We start from the raw sequence: 22,461 nt of genomic DNA, 5'->3' as shown, positions 1-22,461 counted from the left end.
AGCCGAACGAATTTAAGGATTTAATGTGAGCAAGTCTCTGCAAGCCATTCGTGGCATGAACGATATCCTGCCCGAACAGACCCCCCTGTGGCGTCATTTCGAAGGCACCGTTTCGCGTTTGCTGGATAACTACGGTTACAAGCAGATCCGCATGCCGATCGTCGAGTTCACCGAGCTGTTCAAGCGCTCCATCGGTGAAGTGACCGACATCGTCGAAAAAGAGATGTACACCTTCGACGACCGCAACGGCGACTCCCTGACCCTGCGCCCTGAAGGCACGGCGGCCTGCGTGCGTGCGGTGCTCGAGCACGGCATCACCGGCGGTGGCCAGGTGCAGAAACTCTGGTACATCGGCCCGATGTTCCGCCACGAGCGTCCGCAGAAAGGCCGTTATCGCCAGTTCCACCAGATCGGTGTCGAGGTGTTCAACCTCGACGGTCCGGACATCGACGCCGAGCTGATCGTGCTGACATGGCGCCTGTGGGGCGAGCTGGGCATCCGCGATGCGGTCAAGCTCGAACTCAACAGCCTGGGCACCAGCGAGTCCCGTGGTCGCTACCGTGAAGCGCTGGTCGAGTACCTCTCGGCGCATCTGGACAAGCTCGACGAAGACAGCCAGCGCCGCCTGAAAACCAACCCGCTGCGGGTTCTTGATACCAAGAACGCCGACACTCAAGCGGTACTGGTCGATGCGCCGAAAATGGCCGACTACCTCGACGAAGAATCCCGCGTGCACTTCGAGGGCCTCAAGGCTCGCCTGGACGCCGCCGGCATTCCTTACGTGATCAACCCGAAGCTGGTTCGCGGGCTGGATTACTACAGCAAGACCGTTTTCGAATGGGTCACCGACAAGCTCGGCGCCCAGGGTACCGTGTGTGCCGGTGGTCGTTACGACGGCCTGGTCGAGCAGATGGGCGGCAAGCCTACTGCCGGCGTCGGTTTCGCCATGGGCATCGAGCGCCTGGTGCTGCTGCTCGAAACACTTGAGCAGATCCCTGAAGAAATCTCCCGTCAGGTCGACGTCTATCTCTGCGCCTTTGGTGAGGCCGCCGAACTGGCCGGCCTGACCCTGGCCGAGCGCGTGCGCGACCAGTTGCCCAACCTGCGCCTGCAAGTCAATGCCGGCGCCGGCAGCTTCAAGAGCCAGTTCAAGAAAGCCGACAAGAGCGGTGCGCTGTACGCACTGATCCTCGGTGACGACGAGATGGCCCAGCAAGTGGTAGGTTTCAAACCCCTGCGTGGCCAGGGCGAACAACAAAGCATTGCCTGGGATGCGCTTGCCGCTCACCTGGCCACCTGCGTCGTGCAGGGTTGAAGCTGTCTTAACAGCCGAATTAGCGATTAAGGAGTATTGGGGTGTCGAGTACCGAAGACGAACAGCTGGCGGATTTTAAGGAATGGTGGTCACGCAACGGCAAGCCCCTGGTTACTGGCGGCCTGTTGGCGCTGGTCATCGTGTTCGGTTGGCAGGCGTTCCAGAAGTATCAGAGCAACCAGTCGCAAGGCGCCTCGATGCTCTATCAGCAATTGCTCGAAACCACGCTGACCCCTGACGGCAAGCCTGATGCGGCGCGTGTTTCGGACCTGGCTGGCAAGCTCAACAGCGAGTTCGGCGGCAGTGCCTACGCGCAATACGGCAGCCTGTTCGTGGCGAAAGTCGCGGTCGACAGCGGCAAGCTCGATGACGCAGCCACCGAACTGAAAGCCATCATCGCCAAGCCGGCCAACCCCGCACTGGGCGAAATCGCCCGTCAGCGCCTGGCGCAGGTACTGGCCGCGCAGGACAAGGCCGATGAAGCCCTGAAACTGCTGGAAGGCGATGCCGACAAGGCGTTCCTGGCCACTCGCGAGGAACTCAAGGGTGACCTGCTGGTGCAGCTGGGTCGTCCCGACGAAGCACACGCGGCGTATCAAAAAGCCAAGGCGGCACTGTCGGACGAAGCGGCGGTCGGTGGCCTGCAAATCAAGCTGGACGACCTGGCCAAAGGGGATGCGTGACGTGATTCGTTGGAAGCATGCAGCATTGCTGGCCCTGGCCATTTTGGCCGCGGGTTGCAGCAGCAACAGCAAGAAAGAATTGCCACCGGCCGAGTTGACCGACTTCAAGGAAGAAGTGGTCCTGCAAAAGCAGTGGAGTCGTTCGATCGGTGACGGTCAGGGCGAAACCTACAACATGCTGGTTCCGGCCATCGAAGGCGATACCATCTATGCCGCCGATGTCACCGGTGTGGTGATGGCGCTGGATCGCAGCAACGGCGACGTCAAGTGGAAGAAAGATCTCGAACTGCCTGTTTCCGGCGCCGTTGGCGTGGGTTACGGTCTGCTGCTGATCGGTACGATCAAGGGTGAAATCGTTGCCCTGGACGCCATCAACGGCGAAGAGAAATGGCGCGCTCGCGTGTCCAGCGAAGTCCTCGCACCGCCGGCCAACAATGGCGATGTGGTCGTGGTCCAGACCCAGGACGACCGTTTGATCGGTCTGGATGCCGCCACCGGCAACCAGCGCTGGTTGTATGACAGCACCCCGGCGGTGCTGACCCTGCGCGGTACCAGCGCACCGATCGTGACCAACCGCCTCGCGGTGGCTGGCTTTTCGACCGGTAAAGTGGTCGCTCTCGACATTTCCAACGGCGTGCCGGTGTGGGAACAGCGTGTAGCGATCCCGCAAGGTCGTTCGGAACTGGAACGCGTGGTCGACATCGACGGCGGTTTGCTGCTGTCCGGCGAGACCATCTATGTCGCCAGCTACCAGGGTCGCGTTGCGGCACTGGACCTGCAAAGCGGCCGTCAGCTGTGGCAGCGTGATGCTTCCAGCTACGCCGGTGTCGCCCAGGGTTTTGGCAGCGTCTACGTGAGTCTGTCTTCGGGCACCGTTGAAGGCGTCGACGAGCGTTCCACCACAGCCTTGTGGAGCAACGATTCGCTGGCCCGCCGTCAACTGTCGGCTCCGGAAGTGTTCTCCAGCTACGTTGCAGTGGGTGACCTGGAAGGTTACCTGCACCTGTTGAGTCAGGTGGACGGTCGCTTCGTCGGCCGTGAGCGCATCGACAGCGACGGCCTGCGCGCGCGTCCGCTGGTGGTGGGTGACACGATTTATGTGTATGGCAACAGTGGCAAGCTGGAAGCCCTGACCATCAAGTAAAGGTTTGACTATGCTTGGGGTTAATCCCCCAGGCTGCTTCACTTGTGGATATGAATGTGGGAGCGAGCCTGCTCGCGATGGACGTCAACGATAACGTTTGCATCCTGAATAAACGCGGTGCCCTGGCGTTTTTCGCGAGCAGGCTCGCTCCCACATACAAGCGCACAGTGATGCCCCGAGCACCAGCCGCTGCCTAGCAGCGGCTTTTGTATTTTCTGAAATAACGAAGTGGAGAGCCGCATGGTTCCCGTAATCGCCCTGGTGGGCCGACCGAACGTCGGCAAGTCCACCTTGTTCAACCGCCTGACCAGGACTCGTGACGCCATCGTCGGCGACTTGTCCGGTCTGACCCGTGATCGCCAATACGGTGAGGCCAAGTGGCAAGGGCGTTCCTACATTCTGGTCGACACCGGCGGTATCTCCGGTGACGAGCATGGTATGGACGAAAAAATGGCCGAGCAGTCGCTGCTGGCCATTGAAGAAGCAGATGTCGTTCTATTCCTGGTAGATGCCAAGGCCGGTTTCACCGCCGCCGACCAGATGATCGCCGAGCATTTGCGCAAACGTAACAAGCGTTCCTACGTGGTTGCCAACAAGGTCGACAACATCGACCCTGACATGGCCCGCGCCGAATTCGCCCCGTTGGGCATGGGTCACGCGATCCCGATCGCCGGTGCCCATGGCCGTGGCATCACGCAGATGCTGGAAATCGCCCTGAGCGAATTCCCGAAAGACGAAGAAGAGCCGGAAGAAGGCGAGGAAGAGATCGTTGCCGAAGGCGAGGAAGCCAAGCGCATTCCTGGCCCGAGCGAAAAAGACGGGATCAAGATCGCCATTATCGGCCGTCCGAACGTGGGCAAGTCGACCCTGGTCAACCGCATGCTCGGTGAAGACCGGGTGATCGTGTACGACCAACCCGGCACCACCCGCGACAGCATCTACATCCCGTTCGAGCGTAACGACGAGAAGTACACGCTGATCGACACCGCCGGTGTGCGCAAGCGCGGCAAGATCCACGAAGAAGTCGAAAAGTTCTCCGTGGTCAAGACCCTGCAGGCGATCAAAGACGCCAACGTGGTGATCTTCGTGATGGACGCCCGCGAAGGCGTGGTCGATCACGACCTCAACCTGCTGGGCTTCGCCATTGAATCGGGTCGTGCGCTGGTGATCGCGATCAACAAGTGGGACGGCATGACCCCGAGCGAGCGCGACTTCGTGAAGGTCGAGCTGCAACGTCGGCTGTTCTTCGTCGACTACGCCGACATCCACTTCATCTCGGCCCTGCACGGCACTGGCGTGGGCAACCTGTACGCTTCCGTACAGAACTCGTTCAAGTCCGCTGTTACTCGCTGGCCGACCAACCGCCTGACCCAGATCCTGGAAGATGCGGTTGGCGAGCACGCGCCGCCGATGGTCAACAACCGCCGGATCAAGCTGCGTTACGCTCACCTGGGTGGCGCGAACCCGCCGATCATCGTGATCCACGGTAACCAGATCGAAAAAGTGCCGAAGTCGTACGTGCGCTATCTGGAGAATACTTACCGCCGTGTGCTGAAGCTGGTCGGTACGCCGATCCGCATCGAGTTCAAGGGCGGCGAGAACCCGTACGAAGGCAACAAGAACTCACTGACAGACCGCCAGGTCAACAAGAAGCGTCGCTTGATGTCGCACCACAAGAAGGCCGACAAGAAGCGCCGCGACAAGCGTTGATTCAGGTTTTTCCCGTGGGATCGAAAGGGCGCCGATGGCGCCCTTTTTCATGCCTGCCGTTTGGGCTATCCTCGGGCTCTCCCGCGCCGACGTTAGAGCCGGGTGCAGAGCAGGGATTCCTCGATGATCACCAGTAAGCTGCCGAATGTCGGCATCACCATCTTCACCCAGATGTCTCAGCTCGCGGCGCAAACCGGGGCGCTCAACCTGTCCCAGGGCTTCCCCGATTTCGATGCCCCGCAAGCCCTGTGCGATGCGGTCGGTCGGCATATTGCCAGTGGCCACAACCAGTATTCGCCGATGACCGGCCTGCCGGCGCTGCGTCAGCAGATTTCGGCAAAGATTGCTCGTAGCTATGGCGTGAACGTCGATGCCGACAACGAGATTACGGTCACTCCAGGCGCGACCCAGGCGATCTTCTGCGCGATCCAGGCGGTTATCCGCAGCGGCGACGAAGTGATCGTCTTCGATCCGTGCTACGACAGCTACGAGCCCTCGGTGGAACTGGCCGGCGGTCGTTGCGTGCATGTGCAGCTCGGGCTCAATGATTTCTCCATCGACTTCCAGAAACTGGCCGAGGCGCTTACCCCGCGCACGCGAATGATCGTGCTGAACTCTCCGCACAACCCAAGCGGGGCGCTGATCAGCCGCGCCGAGCTGGATCAGTTGGCGGACCTGATTCGTGATCGCGATATCTACCTGGTCAGCGACGAAGTCTACGAACACTTGGTGTTCGACGGCGTGGCCCACGCCAGCGTACTCAATCACGAAGAGCTGTATCAGCGCGCCTTTGTGGTCAGCTCGTTCGGCAAGACCTATCACGTCACGGGTTGGAAAACCGGCTACGTGGTCGCACCAGCGGCCCTCACGGCGGAACTGCGCAAGGTGCACCAGTACGTGAGTTTCTGCGGCGTGACACCGCTGCAATACGCCTTGGCCGACTTCATGGCCGAGCATCCGGAACACGTCGAAGAATTGCCGGCGTTCTACCAGGCCAAGCGCGATCTGTTCTGCGATCTGCTGGCGCCTTCGCGCTTCAGTTTCACCCGGGCTACCGGTACCTATTTCCAGCTGGTCGACTATTCACAGATCCGCCCCGACCTCAATGACGTCGAAATGGCCCTGTGGATGACCCGCGAACATGGCGTGGCGAGTATTCCGATCTCGGTGTTCTACCAGACGCCACCGGTCGGCCAGCGCCTGGTGCGCCTGTGCTTTGCCAAACGTGAGGAGACCCTGCGTGAAGCAGCGGAAAAACTATGCGTGATCTGAGTGCACTGCCGAACCTGACCGTTGCGCTGATCCAGACCACCCTGGCCTGGCACGACCGCCAGGCCAACCTCGAGCATTTCGAGCAGTTGCTGGAGCAGGCCCGTGGCGCTGACCTGATCATTCTGCCGGAGATGTTCACCACCGGTTTCTCCATGGAGTCCGAGACCCTCGCTGAAGCGGAAAACGGCCCCACCAGCAAATGGCTGCGGGCTCAATCAGCGAAGCTCGATGCGGTGATCACCGGCAGCGTGATTGTGCAGGCCGCCGATGGCAGTCATCGCAACCGCCTGTTGTGGGCACGCCCGGACGGCGAAGTGTGGCACTACGACAAACGCCACCTGTTCCGCATGGCCGGTGAACATAACCACTACACTCCCGGCGAGCGCCAGGTGCAGTTCGAGCTCAAGGGTTGGCGGGTACGGCCGCTGATCTGCTACGACCTGCGCTTCCCGGTGTGGAGTCGCGATGCCCAGGACACGGACCTGTTGCTGTACACCGCCAACTGGCCGGGCGCGCGGCGCCAGCACTGGAACCGGTTGCTGCCGGCGCGGGCGATCGAGAACTTGTGTTATGTGGCGGCGGTGAATCGCGTCGGCTCCGACGGTAAAGGCTTTGCGTATACCGGCGACAGCCAGGTGCTGGATTTCCAGGGGGAGACCTTGCTCAGTGCTGGGGAGGCGGATGGGGTGTTCAAAGCCGTGCTGGAAGCGGCACCACTGGCTGCTTACCGCGAGCGTTTCCCGGCGAATCTGGATGCTGATACGTTCGAGTTCACCTGATATTTTCGGTGCCTGACAGGACCCTATCGCCAGCAGGCTGGCTCCCACAGTGGACCGTGTTCACAACACAATTCCCCTGTGGGAGCTAGCCTGCTGGCGATGGCGCCAAAACAGGCAACACAAAATCATCAGGCAAAAAAAGGCCCCGAGGTTCTCACCTAGGGGCCTTTTGCTTTTCAGCATCGCTTAGGCAGCTTTCGCTTCCGGCTGGCTCAACGAGCGGTTCAGCGCGCTAAACAGGGCCTTGAAGCTGGCAGTAGTGATGTTTTCATCAATACCCACCCCATGAACCGCACGTTCACCATTCACACGCAACTCGATGTAGGCCGCCGCCTTGGCATTGGTGCCCGCGCCGATGGCGTGTTCGTTGTAGTCCATGATTTCCACCGGAATCGGCAGACCGGCCACCAGTGCTTCCAGGGCGCCGTTGCCCTTGCCGCGCCAGTGCAGGTTGGTTTCGCCCTGGCCCTTGCTCGCCACTTCCACTTCGACGGCGCTGTTGCCGTTTTCTTCCTGCAGGCGATGGCTGACCAGCGCGTACGGGGTGTTGGCTTGCAGGTACTCGCTGATCAACAGCGAGTGGATCTGCTTGGCGGTCATTTCCAGGCCCAGGCGATCGGTTTCACGCTGCACGACCTGGCTGAACTCGATCTGCATGCGACGCGGCAGGCTGATGCCGTATTCCTGCTCCAGCAGGTAGGCGATACCGCCCTTGCCCGACTGGCTGTTGACGCGGATGACCGCCTCGTAGCTGCGGCCGATGTCGGCCGGGTCGATCGGCAGGTATGGCACTTCCCACAAGGCATCGGATTTCTGCTGGGCGAAGCCCTTGCGGATCGCATCCTGGTGCGAGCCGGAGAACGCGGTGTGCACCAGGTCGCCGACGTACGGGTGACGTGGGTGCACCTGGATCTGGTTGCACTCTTCGACGACCTTGCGCACGCCGTCGATGTCGGAGAAGTCCAGCTGCGGGTCGAGACCCTGGGTGTACATGTTCAGGGCCACGGTCACCAGGTCGACGTTACCGGTACGCTCGCCGTTACCGAACAGGCAGCCTTCGACACGGTCGGCGCCGGCCATCAGGCCCAGTTCGGTGGCGGCAACGCCAGTGCCACGGTCGTTGTGGGTGTGCAGGCTGATGATCACGCTGTCACGACGGTTGATGTGACGACCGAACCATTCAATCTGGTCGGCATAGATGTTCGGGGTCGCGCATTCGACGGTGGCCGGCAGGTTGAGGATCATCTTGTGCTCGGGCGTCGGGTTCCAGACCTCGATCACGGCATCGCAGACTTCCTTGGCGAATTCCAGTTCGGTGGCGCTGAAGGTTTCCGGCGAGTACTCGAAGGTCCACTCGGTGTCCGGCTGCATGGCCGCGTACTTGACGAACAGCTTGGCCGCGCTGACGGCGATTTCCTTGATCCCGTCCTTGTCCTGGTTGAAGACAATGCGGCGGAAGGAAGGGGAGGTCGCGTTGTACAGGTGAACAATGGCTTTCTTCGCCCCGCGCAGAGATTCGAAGGTGCGCTCGATCAGGTCTTCACGGCCCTGGGTCAGCACCTGGATGGTGGTGTCGTCCGGGATGTGGCCGCCTTCGATCAGGGTGCGCACGAAGTCGAAGTCGGTTTGCGAAGCGGCCGGGAACGACGCTTCGATTTCCTTCACGCCGACCTGCACCAGGGTTTTCCAGAAGCGCAGTTTCTTGACCGCGTCCATTGGCTCGATCAGCGACTGGTTACCGTCACGCAGGTCGGAGCTGCACCAGATCGGCGCGGCGGTGATGGTCTTCGACGGCCAGGTGCGGTCCGGGATATCGATGGTCGGGAACGCGCGGTATTTCGAAGACGGGTCTTTGAGCATGCTCATCGGGAAATCCTTATTGTGTGGGCCGAAAAAAGGCGGCCTGCCGGTGGATCAATATGTTCTTGGAGTAACGCTGGGATGAGGCGCCGCGATTCAGCCCGGCAGTCGTGCGCTGACAAGGCACAAACTGCGGTGCTGACGAAGCTGAATGAGGGTGTGAGAGGTTTTCATGCCTTCAACCCTAACCGCGGGGGGGAAGGATGGCAAGCAGTCGAAAAAAATTGAGAGGAATCCTCTTCAGGGCATCTGTAACGAGATTTTATTGCGCTGAATCCGGGTGATCATCAGGTTGCTTGCGCGAGGTTTGAGCGATGCGCAATTGAAGGTTTCAGCGCCGGCTGTTGGTGGCGGGGCTATTCTTAAAGCCTCGACTGGCAAACAAGGAGTCGGCAATGAACGAGTACGATTGGAAGCTATACAGCGTATTGCGACCGCTGGCCCATGAGCGGATGTGCACCCGGATCATGTCCGACGTCGAAAAGATCGTGCTGGACAAGAGCGTCGCACCCTATGAACGGATCGATGCCAGTGAGGAGTTGCTCAAGGCTGGGCAAAAAGAGCTGTATTGGGCCTTTGGTGTGTTCAGGTTTTCACGGCATGAAGCGCGGTCGCATTTGCTGGGGTTATGCGCGCGGGAGTTGATCACGGCCGAGGAGCTGAGCGGGTTTTCACCGGAAACACAGGAGTGGGTGAGGCACTGCCTGGCGGACCGGGAGGCTCATGGGATTGAGGATCTGGATGCGGAATAAATGGTTGCCTGTGACGCCGCCTTCGCGAGCAAGCCCGCTCCCACATTAGAACGCATTTCAATGTGGGAGCGGGCTTGCTCGCGAAGAGGCCGGTCGCCTCACCGTACTGTTAAGGCTGAAACGCGCCGATAAAGATCGCCGGATCCACCCGCGCATCATTCAAGCTGACATTCCAGTGCATATGCGGCCCCGTCGCCCGGCCAGTCGCTCCGACTTTACCCACCACGCCACCGCGAGCCAGCTGCTGGCCGACCTTCACGTCAATCTTCGACATGTGGCAGAACATGCTGATGAAGCCTTGGCCATGGTCGACAAACACCGTGTTGCCATTGAAGAAGTAGTTACCAATCAGGATCACCTTGCCCGCGGCCGGGGTCTTGATCGGCGTGCCGGCTGGCACGGCAAAATCCAGGCCCGAGTGCGGATTGCGCTCTTCACCGTTGAAGAACCGGCGCACGCCGAACTTGCTCGACAGCGGGCCGTTGACCGGCTTGTCCAGCAGCAGGTTGCTCGGTGTATTCGGGCTGAACGTGCGGTAGGCCGCGATCTGCTCGGCCAGCTCACGCTCGATGCGTTTGAGGTTGTCCTGGTCAGGATTGACCTGTTGGGTGTTCTTGAGGGTGATGCGCTGTTCCGGGTACTTCTTGTTGCCAACGGTGAAACCCAGGTTGCGCCCGCCGCTGCTGATCGACTGTGCACCCGGCTTGGCGGTCAGGGGCACGCCGACGATGGCCAGCCAGTTGTTCTGTTCCTTGACCACCAGCACCGGTTTGCCCTGGTAGCTGGCTTTAGGCGCTTGCGCGGAACTGCCCAGGTCGACCACCGCCACACCGCCCGGCACCGGTTTGTTCAACAGGCGGGTGATGTAGCTGTCGGCGTGGGCATTGAGGGTCAGGCACAGCAACAACAATGGAGCTAAAAAGCGCGGCATGGATCAATCCAGTAGAGAAAGAGTGACGGGCGTCAGGTGATTGTCTTCGACCCGCACGTGCAGTTCGCCTTCACCCAATTTGGCCTTCAGGCGCTGGCCCGTGTGGGTCTGAGCGGCGCTGCGGATCGCCTGGCCACGCTCGTCGAGCAAAATGCTGTAGCCACGGCCGAGGGTCGCCAGGGGGCTGACCACATGCAGCGTCTGCATCTGGCTTTGCAGTTGCAGGCGCCGGCTTTTCAGGCCCTCGCGGATGGCCCGGGGCAGGCGTTCGGCGAGGCTGTCGAGACGTTGGCGCAGCATCGCCAATTGCCGGCCCGGATGTTGCCCGGCCAGGCGGGTTTCCAGGCGGATCAGCCGTTCGCGGCGGGTGTTGAGGCTGCGTTCGAAGGCGCGGCGCATGCGCATGTCCAGGTCATCCAGGCGTTGCGCTTGCTGGCGCAGGCGTTCGCCGGGATGACGCAGGCGCCGGGAGATACCTTCCAGGCGCAGCCGGTCGCGCATCAGGCGATCGCGCATGCGCATCACCAGGCGCCGATGCAGGCTTTCGACGCGGCGCACCAGGTCGCTGGAATCCGGTGCGAGCAATTCGGCGGCGGCCGATGGCGTGGGCGCGCGCACGTCAGCGACGAAGTCACTGATGGAGACGTCGGTTTCATGCCCGACGGCGCTGACGATCGGCGTCACGCAGGCATCCACGGCGCGGGCCACGGCTTCTTCGTTGAAGCACCAGAGGTCTTCCAGCGAACCGCCGCCGCGGGCCAGGATCAACGCGTCGAAGCCGCGCGCATCCGCCAATTTCAGGGCGCGGACAATCTGCGCGGTGGCTTCACGCCCTTGCACGGCGGTCGGGATCAGGGTCAGTTGCACCTGCGGCGCGCGGCGGCGGAACACGCTGATGATGTCGCGGATGACCGCGCCTGTGGGCGAGCTGATGATGCCGATGCGCTGCGGATGCGCCGGCAGCGGTACTTTGCGCTCGGCGCTGAACAGGCCTTCGGCGCTGAGTTTTTCCTTCAAGGCATCGAAGGCCAGGCGCAATGCGCCATCACCGGCCGGCTCCACGGTATCGAGGATCAGCTGGTAATCGCCGCGTCCCTCGAACAGCGAGACCTTGCCCCGGACCTTCACCGCCAGGCCATCCTTCAAGGCTTGACGCACCCGCGCGGCGTTTTGCCGGAACAGTGCGCAACGCACCTGGGCGCCGCTGTCCTTGAGGGTGAAATACACATGGCCCGACGCCGGACGGGCGAGGTTGGAGATTTCGCCTTCGACCCAGATGTTGCTGAAGACGTCTTCAAGCAACACCCGCGCGCGGCCGTTGAGCTGGCTGACGGTGAGGACTTCGCGGTCCAGGCCGAGTCTTGCAAAGGGATCTTTAATCATGGGCGCATGATAAAGGTCTCCTGCCCAATGCACGACCCCCTTGTAGGAGCTGCCGCAGGCTGCGATCTTTTGATCTTGATTTTCAAGAGCAAAAGATCGCAGCCTGCGGCAGCTCCTACAGGGATAGGTGGACATGTTGGTTGATTTGCTTGGGCAATGGAATTTTGGGACTGTGGACTGGCTGGTTATCGGGCTAGGCATCGCCCTGGCCTACATCGTGTTCGGCATCGCGGGCTTTGGCACCGCGCTGATAGCCGGGCCGATGCTGATCCTGTTCATGCCGCTGTCGAAGATCGTGCCCTTGCTGGTGCTGCTGGATTTTGTCGCGGCCTTCGGCAATCTGTTGCCTTCACGGCGCGATGTGGCAAAACCGGAGCTGCTGCGATTACTGCCGTGCATGGCTGTGGGCTGCACCCTGGGCGTGATCTTTCTGTTGAACCTCAAGTCCGATCTGTTGCTGCTGTTGATGGGGCTGTTCATCAGTGCCTATGCCATCTACAGCCTGTGGATCAAAGCGCGTCCGGCGCAATTGTCTGCCGCCTGGGCAGTGCCGATGGGCACCGTGGGCGGGATGTTCGGGGCGTTGTTTGGTAGTGGCGGCTTTCTCTACGCGATCTATTTGAACAGCCGCTTGCCCAAGGAGGCGGCCCGGGCGACCCAGAGTGCGCTGATCAGTTGCAGCACGGTGGTGCGTCTGAGCCTGTTCATTGTCGCCGGCGTCTATGCCGAGCTACCCTTGTTGGTGCTGGCGCTGTGTTTGTTGCCGGCCATGGCCCTGGGCCTGTGGATCGGTCGACGGTTGACCATGAAGTTGTCGCGCGAAGCGTTCGTGCGGCTGGTGACCTGGCTGGTGCTGGCCAGTGGCATCGCCTTGATCGGGCGTTACTTGAGTACTTGACCTGTGAATCCCCGGGCTTAAGCTGCCGGGCTTCTTTCAAAGCGTTGCAGCAGGCCGCCCCATGAATTCCCAAAGCATCATTGTCCCGAAAATCTCCACGCTGCCGGTGCACGAGCCCCGGGCCCGGGCGATCGTGCGTTGGCTGGTGCGCAAGAACATCATCAACGAAGAGCTGACCACCTGCGGCCGCACCGGCAATCGCATGGCCCATGCCATCGGCGAGGGTGCCCGGGAGGTGGTCCTGCACCCGCAAGCCCTGCCGTTCGGCGAGCCGGTCAATGGCCTGGAGATCGTCACCAAGCGCTGCATCTATACGCCGGCCAAGGGATTTCTTGGCGAGGCCGGTTGTGCCGAGTGTCGCAAGGAGATCGGGGAAGCGCTGTTCGAAAGCCTCGAAGACTGGATGCCCGGGCGTACCGACAATTTCACTTGCCCGGAATGCGGGCACGAAGACGACATCAACGGCTTTCTGTACCTCCAGGAGTGCGGCTTTTCCAACCTGGGCTTCATCTTCAACAACTGGGCCGAGGCGGGGTTCAAGCAGAGCTTTCTTGATGAGTTTGCCGATTGGCTGGATCAACCGGTGAGTTGGGTGAAAGTGGAGTTGTGACAGGTCTGATGGACCGCGTTATCGTTCATCGCTGGCAAGCCAGCTCCTACAGGATCGCGTCGAATTTGTAGGAGCCGGCTTGCTGGCGATGCTCTTCAAATGTCCCGTCGATCACCGTATCGATAATAGACAGAGTTTTACATTGAACCCGAGGGGGTGTCTGACTATAATGGCGCGCTTCCATTTTCCCGCTCGGGAGCCCCCGCGATGCTGCGTATCAGCCAAGAAGCTCTGACATTCGACGACATTCTCCTAGTGCCCGGTTATTCCGAGGTGCTTCCTAACGAAGTCAGTCTCAAGACCCGCCTTACCCGTGGCATCGAGCTGAATATTCCACTGGTTTCCGCCGCCATGGACACCGTCACTGAAGCCCGTCTGGCAATTGCCATGGCTCAGGAAGGTGGTATCGGTATCATCCACAAGAACATGACCATCGAGCAGCAAGCTGCCGAAGTGCGCAAGGTCAAGCGTTACGAAGCCGGTGTGGTCAAGGACCCGATCACCATCGACGCCGACGCCACCGTGCGCGAATTGTTCGAACTGACCCGCATGCACAACATCTCCGGCGTTCCGGTGCTGCACAATGGCGACCTGGTCGGCATCGTGACCTCCCGTGACGTGCGTTTCGAGAACCGTCTGGAAGCCACTGTCCGTGAAGTGATGACGCCTAAAGAGCGTCTGGTCACGGTCAAGGAAGGCGCCGACAAGAACGATGTGCGTGAACTGCTGCACAAGCACCGGATCGAGCGCGTGCTGATCGTCGACGACAAATTTGCCCTCAAAGGCATGATGACCGTCAACGACATCGAAAAAGCCAAGGCTTACCCGCTGGCCAGCAAGGACGATCAAGGTCGTCTGCGCGTGGGTGCTGCGGTCGGTACCGGTAAAGACACCGGTGACCGCGTTACCGCGCTGGTCGCTGCCGGCGTTGACGTGGTGGTGGTCGACACCGCCCACGGTCACTCCAAAGGTGTGATCGACCGCGTTCGTTGGGTCAAGCAGAACTTCCCTGAAGTGCAGGTGATTGGCGGCAACATCGCCACCGGCGCTGCCGCCAAGGCCCTGGCCGAAGCGGGCGCTGACGCAGTCAAGGTCGGTATCGGTCCAGGCTCGATCTGCACCACCCGTATCGTCGCCGGTGTCGGCGTGCCGCAAATCAGTGCCATCGCCAACGTCGCCGCCGCCCTTGAAGGCACTGGCGTACCGTTGATCGCCGACGGCGGCATCCGTTTCTCCGGTGACCTGTCCAAGGCCATCGTAGCCGGAGCCTCCTGCGTGATGATGGGCTCGATGTTCGCCGGTACCGAAGAAGCGCCGGGCGAGATCGAACTGTTCCAGGGTCGTTCGTACAAGGCTTACCGCGGCATGGGTTCGCTGGGCGCCATGTCCCAGGCCCAAGGCTCCTCCGACCGTTACTTCCAGGACTCTTCGGCTGGTGCCGAGAAACTGGTTCCGGAAGGCATCGAAGGCCGTGTGCCGTACAAAGGCACCCTGAGCGCCATCATCCATCAACTGATGGGCGGCCTGCGCTCCTCGATGGGCTACACCGGCAGTGCCGACATCGAAGAGATGCGCACCAAGCCTGAGTTCGTGCGGATCACCGGCGCTGGCATGGCCGAGTCCCACGTCCACGACGTGCAGATCACCAAGGAAGCGCCAAACTACCGCGTAGGTTGAGCCTTCAAGCAACACATCAAGCAACCGGGGCTGTTTTATTCAGCCCCGAGTTGTTTCTGAATCACGACTGTGTCCGAATTTTTTAGACGAGACTGAATCATGGCCCTCGACATTCACGCCCACCGCATCCTGATCCTCGACTTCGGTTCCCAGTACACCCAACTGATCGCCCGCCGCGTGCGTGAAATCGGCGTGTACTGCGAACTGCACCCGTTCGACATGGACGAAGATGCGATCCGCGAATTCGCTCCTAAAGGCGTCATCCTCGCCGGTGGCCCAGAGTCGGTGCACGAAGCCAACAGCCCTCGCTGCCCGCAAGCCGTTTTCGACCTGGGCGTGCCGGTCTTCGGTATCTGCTACGGCATGCAGACCATGGCCGAGCAACTGGGCGGCAAGGTTGAAGGCTCCGAGCTGCGTGAGTTCGGTTACGCCCGCGTCGACGTGGTCGGCAAGAGCCGCCTGCTCGACGGCATCGAAGACCACATCGACGCCGACGGCCTGTTCGGCCTCGACGTGTGGATGAGCCACGGTGACAAAGTTACCCGCATGCCGGAAGACTTCCACATCCTGGCCAGCACCCCAAGCTGCCCGATCGCCGGCATGTTCAGCGACGAGCGTCGTTACTACGGCGTGCAGTTCCACCCGGAAGTGACCCACACCAAGCAGGGCGGTCGCATCCTGTCGCGCTTCATCCTCGACATCTGCGAGTGTGAAGCCCTGTGGACCCCTTCGAAGATCGCTGAAGACGCCATCGCCCAGGTTCGCGCCCAGGTTGGCACCGACAACGTCCTGCTCGGCCTGTCCGGCGGCGTGGACTCGTCCGTGGTTGCTGCGCTGCTGCACAAGGCCATCGGCGACCAGCTGACCTGCGTATTCGTCGACAACGGCCTGCTGCGCCTGCACGAAGGCGAGCAAGTGATGGCCATGTTCGCCGAGAACATGGGCGTCAAGGTGATCCGCGCCAACGCCGAAGAGCAGTTCCTCGGTAACCTGGCCGGCGAAGCCGACCCGGAGAAGAAGCGCAAGATCATCGGCCGTACCTTCATCGACGTGTTCGATGCCGAATCCTGCAAGCTGGACAACATCAAGTACCTGGCCCAGGGCACCATCTACCCGGACGTGATCGAGTCGGCTGGCGCGAAAAGCGGCAAGGCCCACGTGATCAAGTCGCACCACAACGTGGGCGGCCTGCCGGAAGAGATGAACCTGAAGCTGGTCGAGCCACTGCGCGAACTGTTCAAGGACGAAGTCCGTCGTCTGGGCCTGGAACTGGGCCTGCCGTACGACATGGTCTACCGTCACCCGTTCCCGGGCCCGGGCCTGGGCGTGCGCATCCTCGGTGAAGTGAAGAAGGAATACGCGGACCTGCTGCGTCGCGCCGACCACATCTTCATCGAAGAACTGCGCAAGGCCGACTGGTATCACAAGGTCAGCCAGGCGTTCGTGGTGTTCCAGCCGGTGAAATCGGTTGGCGTGGTGGGCGATGGCCGTCGTTACGCCTGGGTCGTGGCCCTGCGTGCCGTGGAAACCATCGACTTCATGACCGCGCGTTGGGCACACCTGCCTTACGAACTGCTGGAAACCGTTTCCGGCCGTATCATCAATGAAATCGAAGGCATCTCCCGCGTCACCTACGACGTGTCGAGCAAGCCGCCAGCGACCATTGAGTGGGAGTGATCCCGCACCAGCCCTGAAGGGTTGATCGCAGGATAAAAAGCCGTGTGAACGAGAGTTCACGCGGCTTTTTGCATTGGAGCCGGCCGTACCTGCGGCCCGTCGTCACGCCCGCTTTGCTGTTTCTTTCGCAACTGCGGGTGTATCGTATTCGCCTTTTGCGGCCCCCGGGCCTGTCGTTGAAACGTGAGGTAGTTGAGTTCATGTCCTTTACCCGTCGCCAAATCCTCGGTGGCCTGGCCGGTCTTGTAGTCGTTGGTGTCGGTGCGGGGGGCGCGTCGCGGTACTGGCTGGGCAAGATGGCTGACGCGGATGCCGGTCACGACTATGAACTGATTGCCGCACCGCTGGACGTCGAACTGGTGGCCGGACACAAGACCCCGGCCTGGGCGTTCGGCCCGTCGGCGCCAGGCACCGAACTGCGCGTGCGCCAGGGTGAATGGCTGCGGGTGCGATTCATCAACCACCTGCCGGTTGCCACCACGATTCACTGGCACGGCATCCGCCTGCCGCTGGAAATGGACGGTGTGCCTTACGTCTCGCAGTTGCCGGTGTTGCCGGGGGAGTACTTCGATTACAAATTCCGTGTGCCGGATGCCGGCAGCTACTGGTATCACCCGCACGTGAACAGCAGCGAAGAGCTCGGTCGCGGCCTGGTCGGCCCGCTGATCATCGAAGAGCGCGAGCCCACCGGTTTCAAGTACGAAAAGACCTTGAGCCTGAAGAGCTGGCACGTCGACGACGTCGGCAATTTCGTCGAGTTCAGCATTCCCCGGGAAGCCGCCCGTGGCGGTACGGCGGGGCGCCTGGCGACCATCAATGGCGTGCCGCAGGCGGTGATCGACTTGCCCGCAGGACAGATCACCCGTGTGCGCCTGCTCAACCTCGACAACACCCTGACCTATCGCCTGAACATCCCCGGCGTCGAAGCGCAGATCTATGCGCTGGATGGCAATCCCATCGAGCCGCGGCCGCTGGGCAAGGAATACTGGCTGGGCCCCGGCATGCGCATTTGCCTGGCGATCAAGGCGCCACCGGCCGGTGAAGAGTTGTCGTTGCGCAATGGCCCTGTACGCCTGGGCACGTTCCGCTCGGTGGCCAATACCGACGCGCCGACCCAATGGCCACCGGCGCTGCCCGCCAACCCGATTGCCGAGCCGGACCTGGCCAATGCCGAGAAACTCAACTTCAATTTCGAATGGGTCGGTTCGGTCTCGGTGAACGTCGACAACGGCAGGCCGCCGAGCCTGTGGCAGATCAACGGCAAGGCCTGGGACATCACCGACAAGACCTGCGCCGACCGCCCGATCGCCAAGCTCGAGAAGGGCAAGAGCTACATTTTCGAATTGAAAAACATGACTCAATATCAGCACCCGATTCACCTGCACGGCATGAGCTTCAAGGTGATTGCCTCGAACCGGCACAAGGTCATCCCGTATTTCACCGACACTTACCTGTTGGGTAAGAACGAGCGGGCGCAGGTGGCGCTGGTGGCGGATAATCCTGGCGTGTGGATGTTCCATTGCCATGTGATCGACCACATGGAAACCGGCCTGATGGCCGCTATCGAGGTGGCGTGATGCGTCAGATTCGTCCCGCCGCCATCATCGACCGCAGCCGTGATCGCGACTTCATGCGTGAAGCCCTGGCGCTGGCGGCCCAAGGCGCCGCCCTGGGCGAAGTGCCGGTGGGCGCCGTGCTGGTGCAGGACGGCGAAATCATCGGCCGTGGCTTCAACTGCCCGATCAGCGGCAGCGATCCCAGTGCCCACGCCGAGATGGTGGCGATCCGCGCTGCCGCTCAAACTGTGAGCAACTATCGCCTGCCGGGCAGTACGCTGTATGTGACGCTGGAGCCGTGCAGCATGTGCGCCGGGTTGATCGTGCATTCACGGATTGCACGGGTGGTGTATGGCGCGCTGGAGCCCAAAGCCGGGATTGTGCAGAGCCAGGGGCAGTTTTTCACCCAGGGCTTTCTCAACCATCGAGTGTTGTATGAAGGGGGGGTGTTGGCAGAAGAGTGTGGGGCTGTTTTAAGTGAGTTCTTCAAGGCCCGTAGAGCCAAACCTTCAGACTGAACACTGAACTAATGTGGGAGCGGGCTTGCTCGCGAAGAGGGTGTGTCAGTCGACATGGTTGTTGTCTGACACACCGCTTTCGCGAGCAAGCCCGCTCCCACATTTTGATCTCCATTGATCTGGAGAATGGCTTACTTGCGAGCGACGATCACCGCCCGCATCGGCGCCGGCAGCCCTTCAATCGTCTTGCTGTGATCTTGCGGATCAAGGAAATCACTCAGCGACTGATACTTCATCCACTCGGTGCCGCGCTGTTCCTCGACAGTGGTCACACTCACGTCCACGCATTTCACATCGCTGAACCCGGCACGCCGCAGCCACAACTCCAGGGCCGGCACCGACGGCAGGAACCAAACGTTGCGCATCTGCGCGTAGCGGTCTTCCGGCACCAGCACTTGGTGTTTGTCGCCTTCGACCACCAGGGTTTCCAGCACCAGTTCACCACCCTTGACCAGGCAATCCTTCAGCGCCAGCAAATGCTCGATCGGCGAGCGGCGGTGGTAGAACACGCCCATGGAAAACACCGTGTCGAACCCTTCGAGGTTCGGCGGCAGGTCCTCGAACGGGAAGGGCAGGTGCCAGGCATTCGGCTCTGACAAGTAACGTTGAACCGCCTGGAACTGGCAGAAGAACAACCAGTTCGGATCGACGCCGATCACGCTGTCGGCGCCAGCACCGAGCATGCGCCACATGTAATAGCCGTTGCCGCAGCCGACATCGAGGATGCGCTTGCCCTTGAGCTCCAGGTGCGGTGAGACCCGCGACCATTTCCAGTCCGAGCGCCATTCGGTGTCGACGTGCACGCCAAACAGGTCGAACGGCCCTTTGCGCCATGGTGACAAGCCCATCAGCGCGGTGCGCATTTGTGCGCGGGTTTCATCGTCGCAATCGGTGTCGAGCTTCAAGCCGTTGAGCAAATCAACTTCACTCGGCTGGATCTTCGGTAGGGCGTCCAGCGCGCTCTGCCAGCGTTCCAGGTCGCCGTGGCCCTTCTCCATTTTCTTGTCGAGTTGCTGCTGCAGGGTGTTGGCCCAATCAGCCAGCGGCGTGCCGGCCAGACGACGGGCGAGGGGGGACAGATCTATCATGGCAAGGCAATCAACGAGGCAAAGTTAAGACACTGGAACCACGGCACGACTTTCGAGAACCCGGCGGCCAGCAGGCGTTCGCGGTGCTCTTCGAGGCTGTCGGGTTTCATGACGTTTTCGATGGCGCTGCGCTTCTGGGCGATTTCCAGTTCGCTGTAGCCGTTGGCGCGCTTGAAGGCGACGTGCAGGTCGGTGAGCAACGCGTGCTCCTGCTCGTCTTCAAAGCGCAGTTTTTCCGAGAGAATCAATGCGCCACCGGGCAACAGCGATTGGCGGATGCGCGACAGCAACGCGGTACGCTGATCTGGTGCGATGAATTGCAGGGTGAAGTTCAAAGCCACCACCGAGGCAGGTTTGAATTCCAGGGCGAGGATGTCGCCTTCGATCACTTCCACCGGCAGCAACTCCTGGAACATCGAGTCCTGGCCGTTCAGATATTCACGGCACCGCTCGACCATCGCGGCGGAGTTATCCACAGCGATAACGCGACAACCCTCGGTGCGCACATGGCGACGCAGCGCCTGGGTCACCGCGCCCAGGGACGAACCGAGGTCGTAGAGCACACTGTTGGGCTGGGCGAACTGCGCGGCAAGCACACCGAGGTTTTCGACGATGGTCGGGTAACCCGGCACCGAGCGCTTGATCATGTCCGGGAACACCCGCACCACGTCCTCGTTGAAGGCGAAGTCAGGCACCTGGGCCAAAGGCTGGGCGAATAGGCGATCGGATTCTTTGCTCACGGCGGTTCCGGCGGTGGATGTGGAAAAGGCCGGCATTTTAGCCAAGTTGGCGCGGGGATGCGCGGGTTGTCTGATAAACCGAAGGGGGCAGTTCTGAAATCTGCGTGTCCAGTCCGACCGCCTTCGCGAGCAAGCCCGCTCCCACAGTGGTTTTGTGTGCGACACAGATTCAATGTGGGAGCGGGCTTGCTCGCGAAGGGGTCAACGCGGTTTCTGATCGAACGCCGATGCCGTGATACCCCATTGGCCAAGCCAATAACTGAGGATGATCACATACGCCGCAGCCTCGAACGGCACGACAAACCGACTGATACCAATCACGCTATCCGAAAACACAAACGCCACGGCCCCTGCGGCAGCCAGCAGCGCCGAACGCTTGGGCACGTCAGTACCGAGTCGGGCCAGCGCACGCCAGAGCATGGCGCTGATCGCAAGGCCGTAGACGATTACCGGAATCAGCAAGGGCCCCAGCCCGTGAGAGATCAGTATTCCCAGCAACACCACGCCAACGCCGAGGGCCAGCATCAGTGGCAACAGGGCCAGCCGCTTGCAGTCACTCAAGTAAGCCTTCAGATACGCCAGATGCGCGACCAAAAACGCCCCAAGGCCGAACACGAACAAATCCCCCGGCCAAGCCAGCAACACGTCGCCGACCAGGGAGAAAATCAAGCCAAGGCTGATCCAGCGCCGATACTCGCTGGGCGGTGCGTCGTGCAGCCAGCCGAGCAGGGCCAGGACCGGCAGCGGCTTGACCAGCAGGCAAAGCAGGGAGGCGTGAACGCTCAGGCCATAAATAAAGGTCACCGCGCCCATCAGCGCCAGAATCAGCCAGCCCACGGTCAGTTGACCGAAATGGCGCAGTCGAAGGCATCCGCCGGCAGCACTTCCGGGGCCCAGGGTTGTTGCGAGGTCAAGCGTAAACGTCCCGTTCCCGAGGCGAAGGCCTGGAACCGCCAGGTCGACACACCGGCAGCGCCGACGACGCCGGCATCTTCCGGGTTGCTGTAGACCTCGGGGCTAAGCGCGTGCAGCACGCCACCGGCAGAATCCTGGATGGACCAGCGATAACCCGTGGTCGGATTGCTCGGCAGGGTCAGGATCAGGTTTTGCCCGCTGGTGAGTTTTACCGGGCATTCGCTTTGTTTTTCCACAGTCACGTTGTGCGCAGGTTGCGTGGCGCAGGCGGCCAGCAAGGCGAGTGCGAGGGGGATTAACAGGCGAGTGGGGGACATAGGTTTGGTGGCTCCGGCGTTCACGACGAACGGCGAGCATAACTGAAGATGAGACAAATTGTGACCAAGGCCGGCTCGGAGACCATGCTGAAAACCGGGCCTTGGTATGAAGAATAATTAGACGTTAATCAAGAGTTTTTCAGTGACTTCGATATATCCCTCAATCTCGAGATAACGGAAAAACTCCAATTTGAACGTTATCTGGTATTTTTTTGTGGAATTGTTGAGATTGGCGTTGAACTTGCCACTCCCAGCGTAAAAATCTCCTTCGTCGTTCGTGTAATAAACCCAGGCGATGTCGCCCCCCGGCACAAATTCCCTTTCCCCGCTCGATGTGAAGGCGTTGATTTTCAAGTTAAAACCACGGCCGCCTGGGAAGCCAAGGTTCATGGAACCAAGAATTTCTATCCAGTTGTCCTTGCGCTCGACAATAACCCTTTCGCTTTTGAAGGGCTCGATCCTGTTACCTGTTGCATTGAAGTAACCTGTAGCCGTTGTTCCAGCAGATGCCATCTGAATCGTCATGATCCTGTTCCCTTGTTGGTGAATATCCATCGAAATCTGAAGGTAGCACCGGGGGGTGGGGGCGGGAACTGTCACTTCTGACAGGTAGTTAAGACAAAACGCTATATATGG

General features: G+C 60.8%; 21 protein-coding genes. 13 read left to right on the top strand and 8 right to left on the bottom strand.

Annotation, left to right across the window (positions count from 1 at the left end; translation table 11 throughout):
- Nucleotides 1–25: 25 nt before the first annotated feature.
- The 6 genes from hisS (at nt 26) to NPS56_RS25790 (ending at nt 6,903) form a co-directional block, all read left to right on the top strand.
- Entirely contained in the window at nt 26–1,315 is a 1,290-nt protein-coding gene (gene hisS / locus NPS56_RS25815) for a histidine--tRNA ligase (protein ID WP_110660895.1), read from the top strand.
- 41 nt (nt 1,316–1,356) lie between these two features.
- On the top strand, nt 1,357–1,998 hold the full coding sequence (locus NPS56_RS25810) for a tetratricopeptide repeat protein (protein WP_274077261.1): 642 nt from the start codon (nt 1,357–1,359) through the stop codon (nt 1,996–1,998).
- Nucleotides 1,991–3,142, top strand: a complete 1,152-nt coding sequence (gene bamB / locus NPS56_RS25805; protein ID WP_274077260.1) for an outer membrane protein assembly factor BamB — start codon at nt 1,991–1,993, stop codon at nt 3,140–3,142. The genes NPS56_RS25810 and bamB overlap by 8 nt, the downstream gene beginning before the upstream one ends.
- Nucleotides 3,143–3,382: 240 nt before the next feature.
- Complete coding sequence (der, locus tag NPS56_RS25800; RefSeq protein WP_274077259.1) at nt 3,383–4,852, top strand: ribosome biogenesis GTPase Der; 1,470 nt, start codon at nt 3,383–3,385, stop codon at nt 4,850–4,852.
- Nucleotides 4,853–4,975: 123 nt separating this feature from the next.
- Nucleotides 4,976–6,124, top strand: coding sequence for a pyridoxal phosphate-dependent aminotransferase (locus NPS56_RS25795; protein ID WP_274077258.1), 1,149 nt, complete (start codon nt 4,976–4,978; stop codon nt 6,122–6,124).
- Nucleotides 6,112–6,903 carry an amidohydrolase gene (locus NPS56_RS25790; protein ID WP_274077257.1) on the top strand — a complete coding sequence of 264 codons (792 nt, stop codon included), beginning with the start codon at nt 6,112–6,114 and terminating at the stop codon, nt 6,901–6,903. The genes NPS56_RS25795 and NPS56_RS25790 overlap by 13 nt, the downstream gene beginning before the upstream one ends.
- Nucleotides 6,904–7,089: 186 nt before the next feature.
- Here NPS56_RS25790 and leuA read toward each other — a convergent pair whose 3' ends face one another.
- On the bottom strand, nt 7,090–8,769 hold the full coding sequence (gene leuA, locus NPS56_RS25785) for a 2-isopropylmalate synthase (protein WP_274077256.1): 1,680 nt from the start codon (nt 8,767–8,769) through the stop codon (nt 7,090–7,092).
- Between the two features lie 389 nt (nt 8,770–9,158).
- On the opposite strand from leuA, the gene NPS56_RS25780 reads away from it, so the two are divergent.
- Nucleotides 9,159–9,515 carry a hypothetical protein gene (locus NPS56_RS25780; protein WP_274077255.1) on the top strand — a complete coding sequence of 119 codons (357 nt, stop codon included), beginning with the start codon at nt 9,159–9,161 and terminating at the stop codon, nt 9,513–9,515.
- 109 nt (nt 9,516–9,624) lie between these two features.
- On the opposite strand, the gene NPS56_RS25775 is transcribed toward NPS56_RS25780, so the two are convergent.
- A complete protein-coding gene (locus tag NPS56_RS25775) occupies nt 9,625–10,446 on the bottom strand; it encodes a M23 family metallopeptidase (protein ID WP_274077254.1) in 822 nt (273 codons plus the stop codon).
- Nucleotides 10,447–10,449: 3 nt separating this feature from the next.
- A complete protein-coding gene (xseA, locus tag NPS56_RS25770; RefSeq protein ID WP_274077253.1) occupies nt 10,450–11,829 on the bottom strand; it encodes an exodeoxyribonuclease VII large subunit in 1,380 nt (459 codons plus the stop codon).
- A 133-nt stretch (nt 11,830–11,962) separates the two neighbouring features.
- Here xseA and NPS56_RS25765 point away from each other — a divergent pair, with 133 nt between their 5' ends.
- The 6 genes from NPS56_RS25765 (at nt 11,963) to tadA (ending at nt 18,765) form a co-directional block, all read left to right on the top strand.
- On the top strand, nt 11,963–12,727 hold the full coding sequence (locus NPS56_RS25765; RefSeq protein WP_274077252.1) for a sulfite exporter TauE/SafE family protein: 765 nt from the start codon (nt 11,963–11,965) through the stop codon (nt 12,725–12,727).
- A gap of 61 nt (nt 12,728–12,788) precedes the next feature.
- A complete protein-coding gene (locus NPS56_RS25760; RefSeq protein WP_274077251.1) occupies nt 12,789–13,337 on the top strand; it encodes a sugar ABC transporter ATPase in 549 nt (182 codons plus the stop codon).
- A 207-nt stretch (nt 13,338–13,544) separates the two neighbouring features.
- Nucleotides 13,545–15,014 carry an IMP dehydrogenase gene (gene guaB, locus NPS56_RS25755; RefSeq protein ID WP_274077250.1) on the top strand — a complete coding sequence of 490 codons (1,470 nt, stop codon included), beginning with the start codon at nt 13,545–13,547 and terminating at the stop codon, nt 15,012–15,014.
- A gap of 99 nt (nt 15,015–15,113) precedes the next feature.
- A complete protein-coding gene (gene guaA, locus NPS56_RS25750) occupies nt 15,114–16,691 on the top strand; it encodes a glutamine-hydrolyzing GMP synthase (RefSeq protein ID WP_008053207.1) in 1,578 nt (525 codons plus the stop codon).
- A gap of 200 nt (nt 16,692–16,891) precedes the next feature.
- Nucleotides 16,892–18,268, top strand: a complete 1,377-nt coding sequence (locus NPS56_RS25745) for a multicopper oxidase family protein (RefSeq protein WP_274077249.1) — start codon at nt 16,892–16,894, stop codon at nt 18,266–18,268.
- A complete protein-coding gene (gene tadA / locus NPS56_RS25740; RefSeq protein WP_274077248.1) occupies nt 18,268–18,765 on the top strand; it encodes a tRNA adenosine(34) deaminase TadA in 498 nt (165 codons plus the stop codon). Before NPS56_RS25745 ends, tadA begins: the two co-directional genes overlap by 1 nt.
- A gap of 131 nt (nt 18,766–18,896) precedes the next feature.
- Here the strand turns inward: tadA and cmoB are convergent, their stop codons facing one another.
- The 5 genes from cmoB to NPS56_RS25715 all read right to left on the bottom strand — a co-directional run bounded on the left by cmoB (nt 18,897) and on the right by NPS56_RS25715 (nt 22,350).
- Entirely contained in the window at nt 18,897–19,853 is a 957-nt protein-coding gene (cmoB, locus tag NPS56_RS25735; protein WP_274077247.1) for a tRNA 5-methoxyuridine(34)/uridine 5-oxyacetic acid(34) synthase CmoB, read from the bottom strand.
- Nucleotides 19,850–20,629: a carboxy-S-adenosyl-L-methionine synthase CmoA gene (cmoA, locus tag NPS56_RS25730; protein WP_274077246.1), complete on the bottom strand. Its 780-nt coding sequence runs from the start codon at nt 20,627–20,629 to the stop codon at nt 19,850–19,852. The genes cmoB and cmoA overlap by 4 nt, the downstream gene beginning before the upstream one ends.
- Before the next feature lie 165 nt (nt 20,630–20,794).
- A complete protein-coding gene (locus NPS56_RS25725; protein ID WP_274077245.1) occupies nt 20,795–21,430 on the bottom strand; it encodes a lysoplasmalogenase in 636 nt (211 codons plus the stop codon).
- A gap of 2 nt (nt 21,431–21,432) precedes the next feature.
- On the bottom strand, nt 21,433–21,825 hold the full coding sequence (locus tag NPS56_RS25720) for a protease inhibitor I42 family protein (protein WP_274077244.1): 393 nt from the start codon (nt 21,823–21,825) through the stop codon (nt 21,433–21,435).
- A 117-nt stretch (nt 21,826–21,942) separates the two neighbouring features.
- The gene (locus tag NPS56_RS25715; protein ID WP_274077243.1) at nt 21,943–22,350 is read right to left on the bottom strand and encodes a hypothetical protein; all 408 of its coding nucleotides are present in this window, start codon (nt 22,348–22,350) and stop codon (nt 21,943–21,945) included.
- Between the last annotated feature and the right edge of the window lie 111 nt (nt 22,351–22,461).

The organism is Pseudomonas putida, from assembly GCF_028682635.1.
GTDB classification, from domain to species: Bacteria; Pseudomonadota; Gammaproteobacteria; order Pseudomonadales; family Pseudomonadaceae; genus Aquipseudomonas; species Aquipseudomonas putida_AE.
This window is presented reverse-complemented; position numbering and strand designations above follow the sequence as displayed.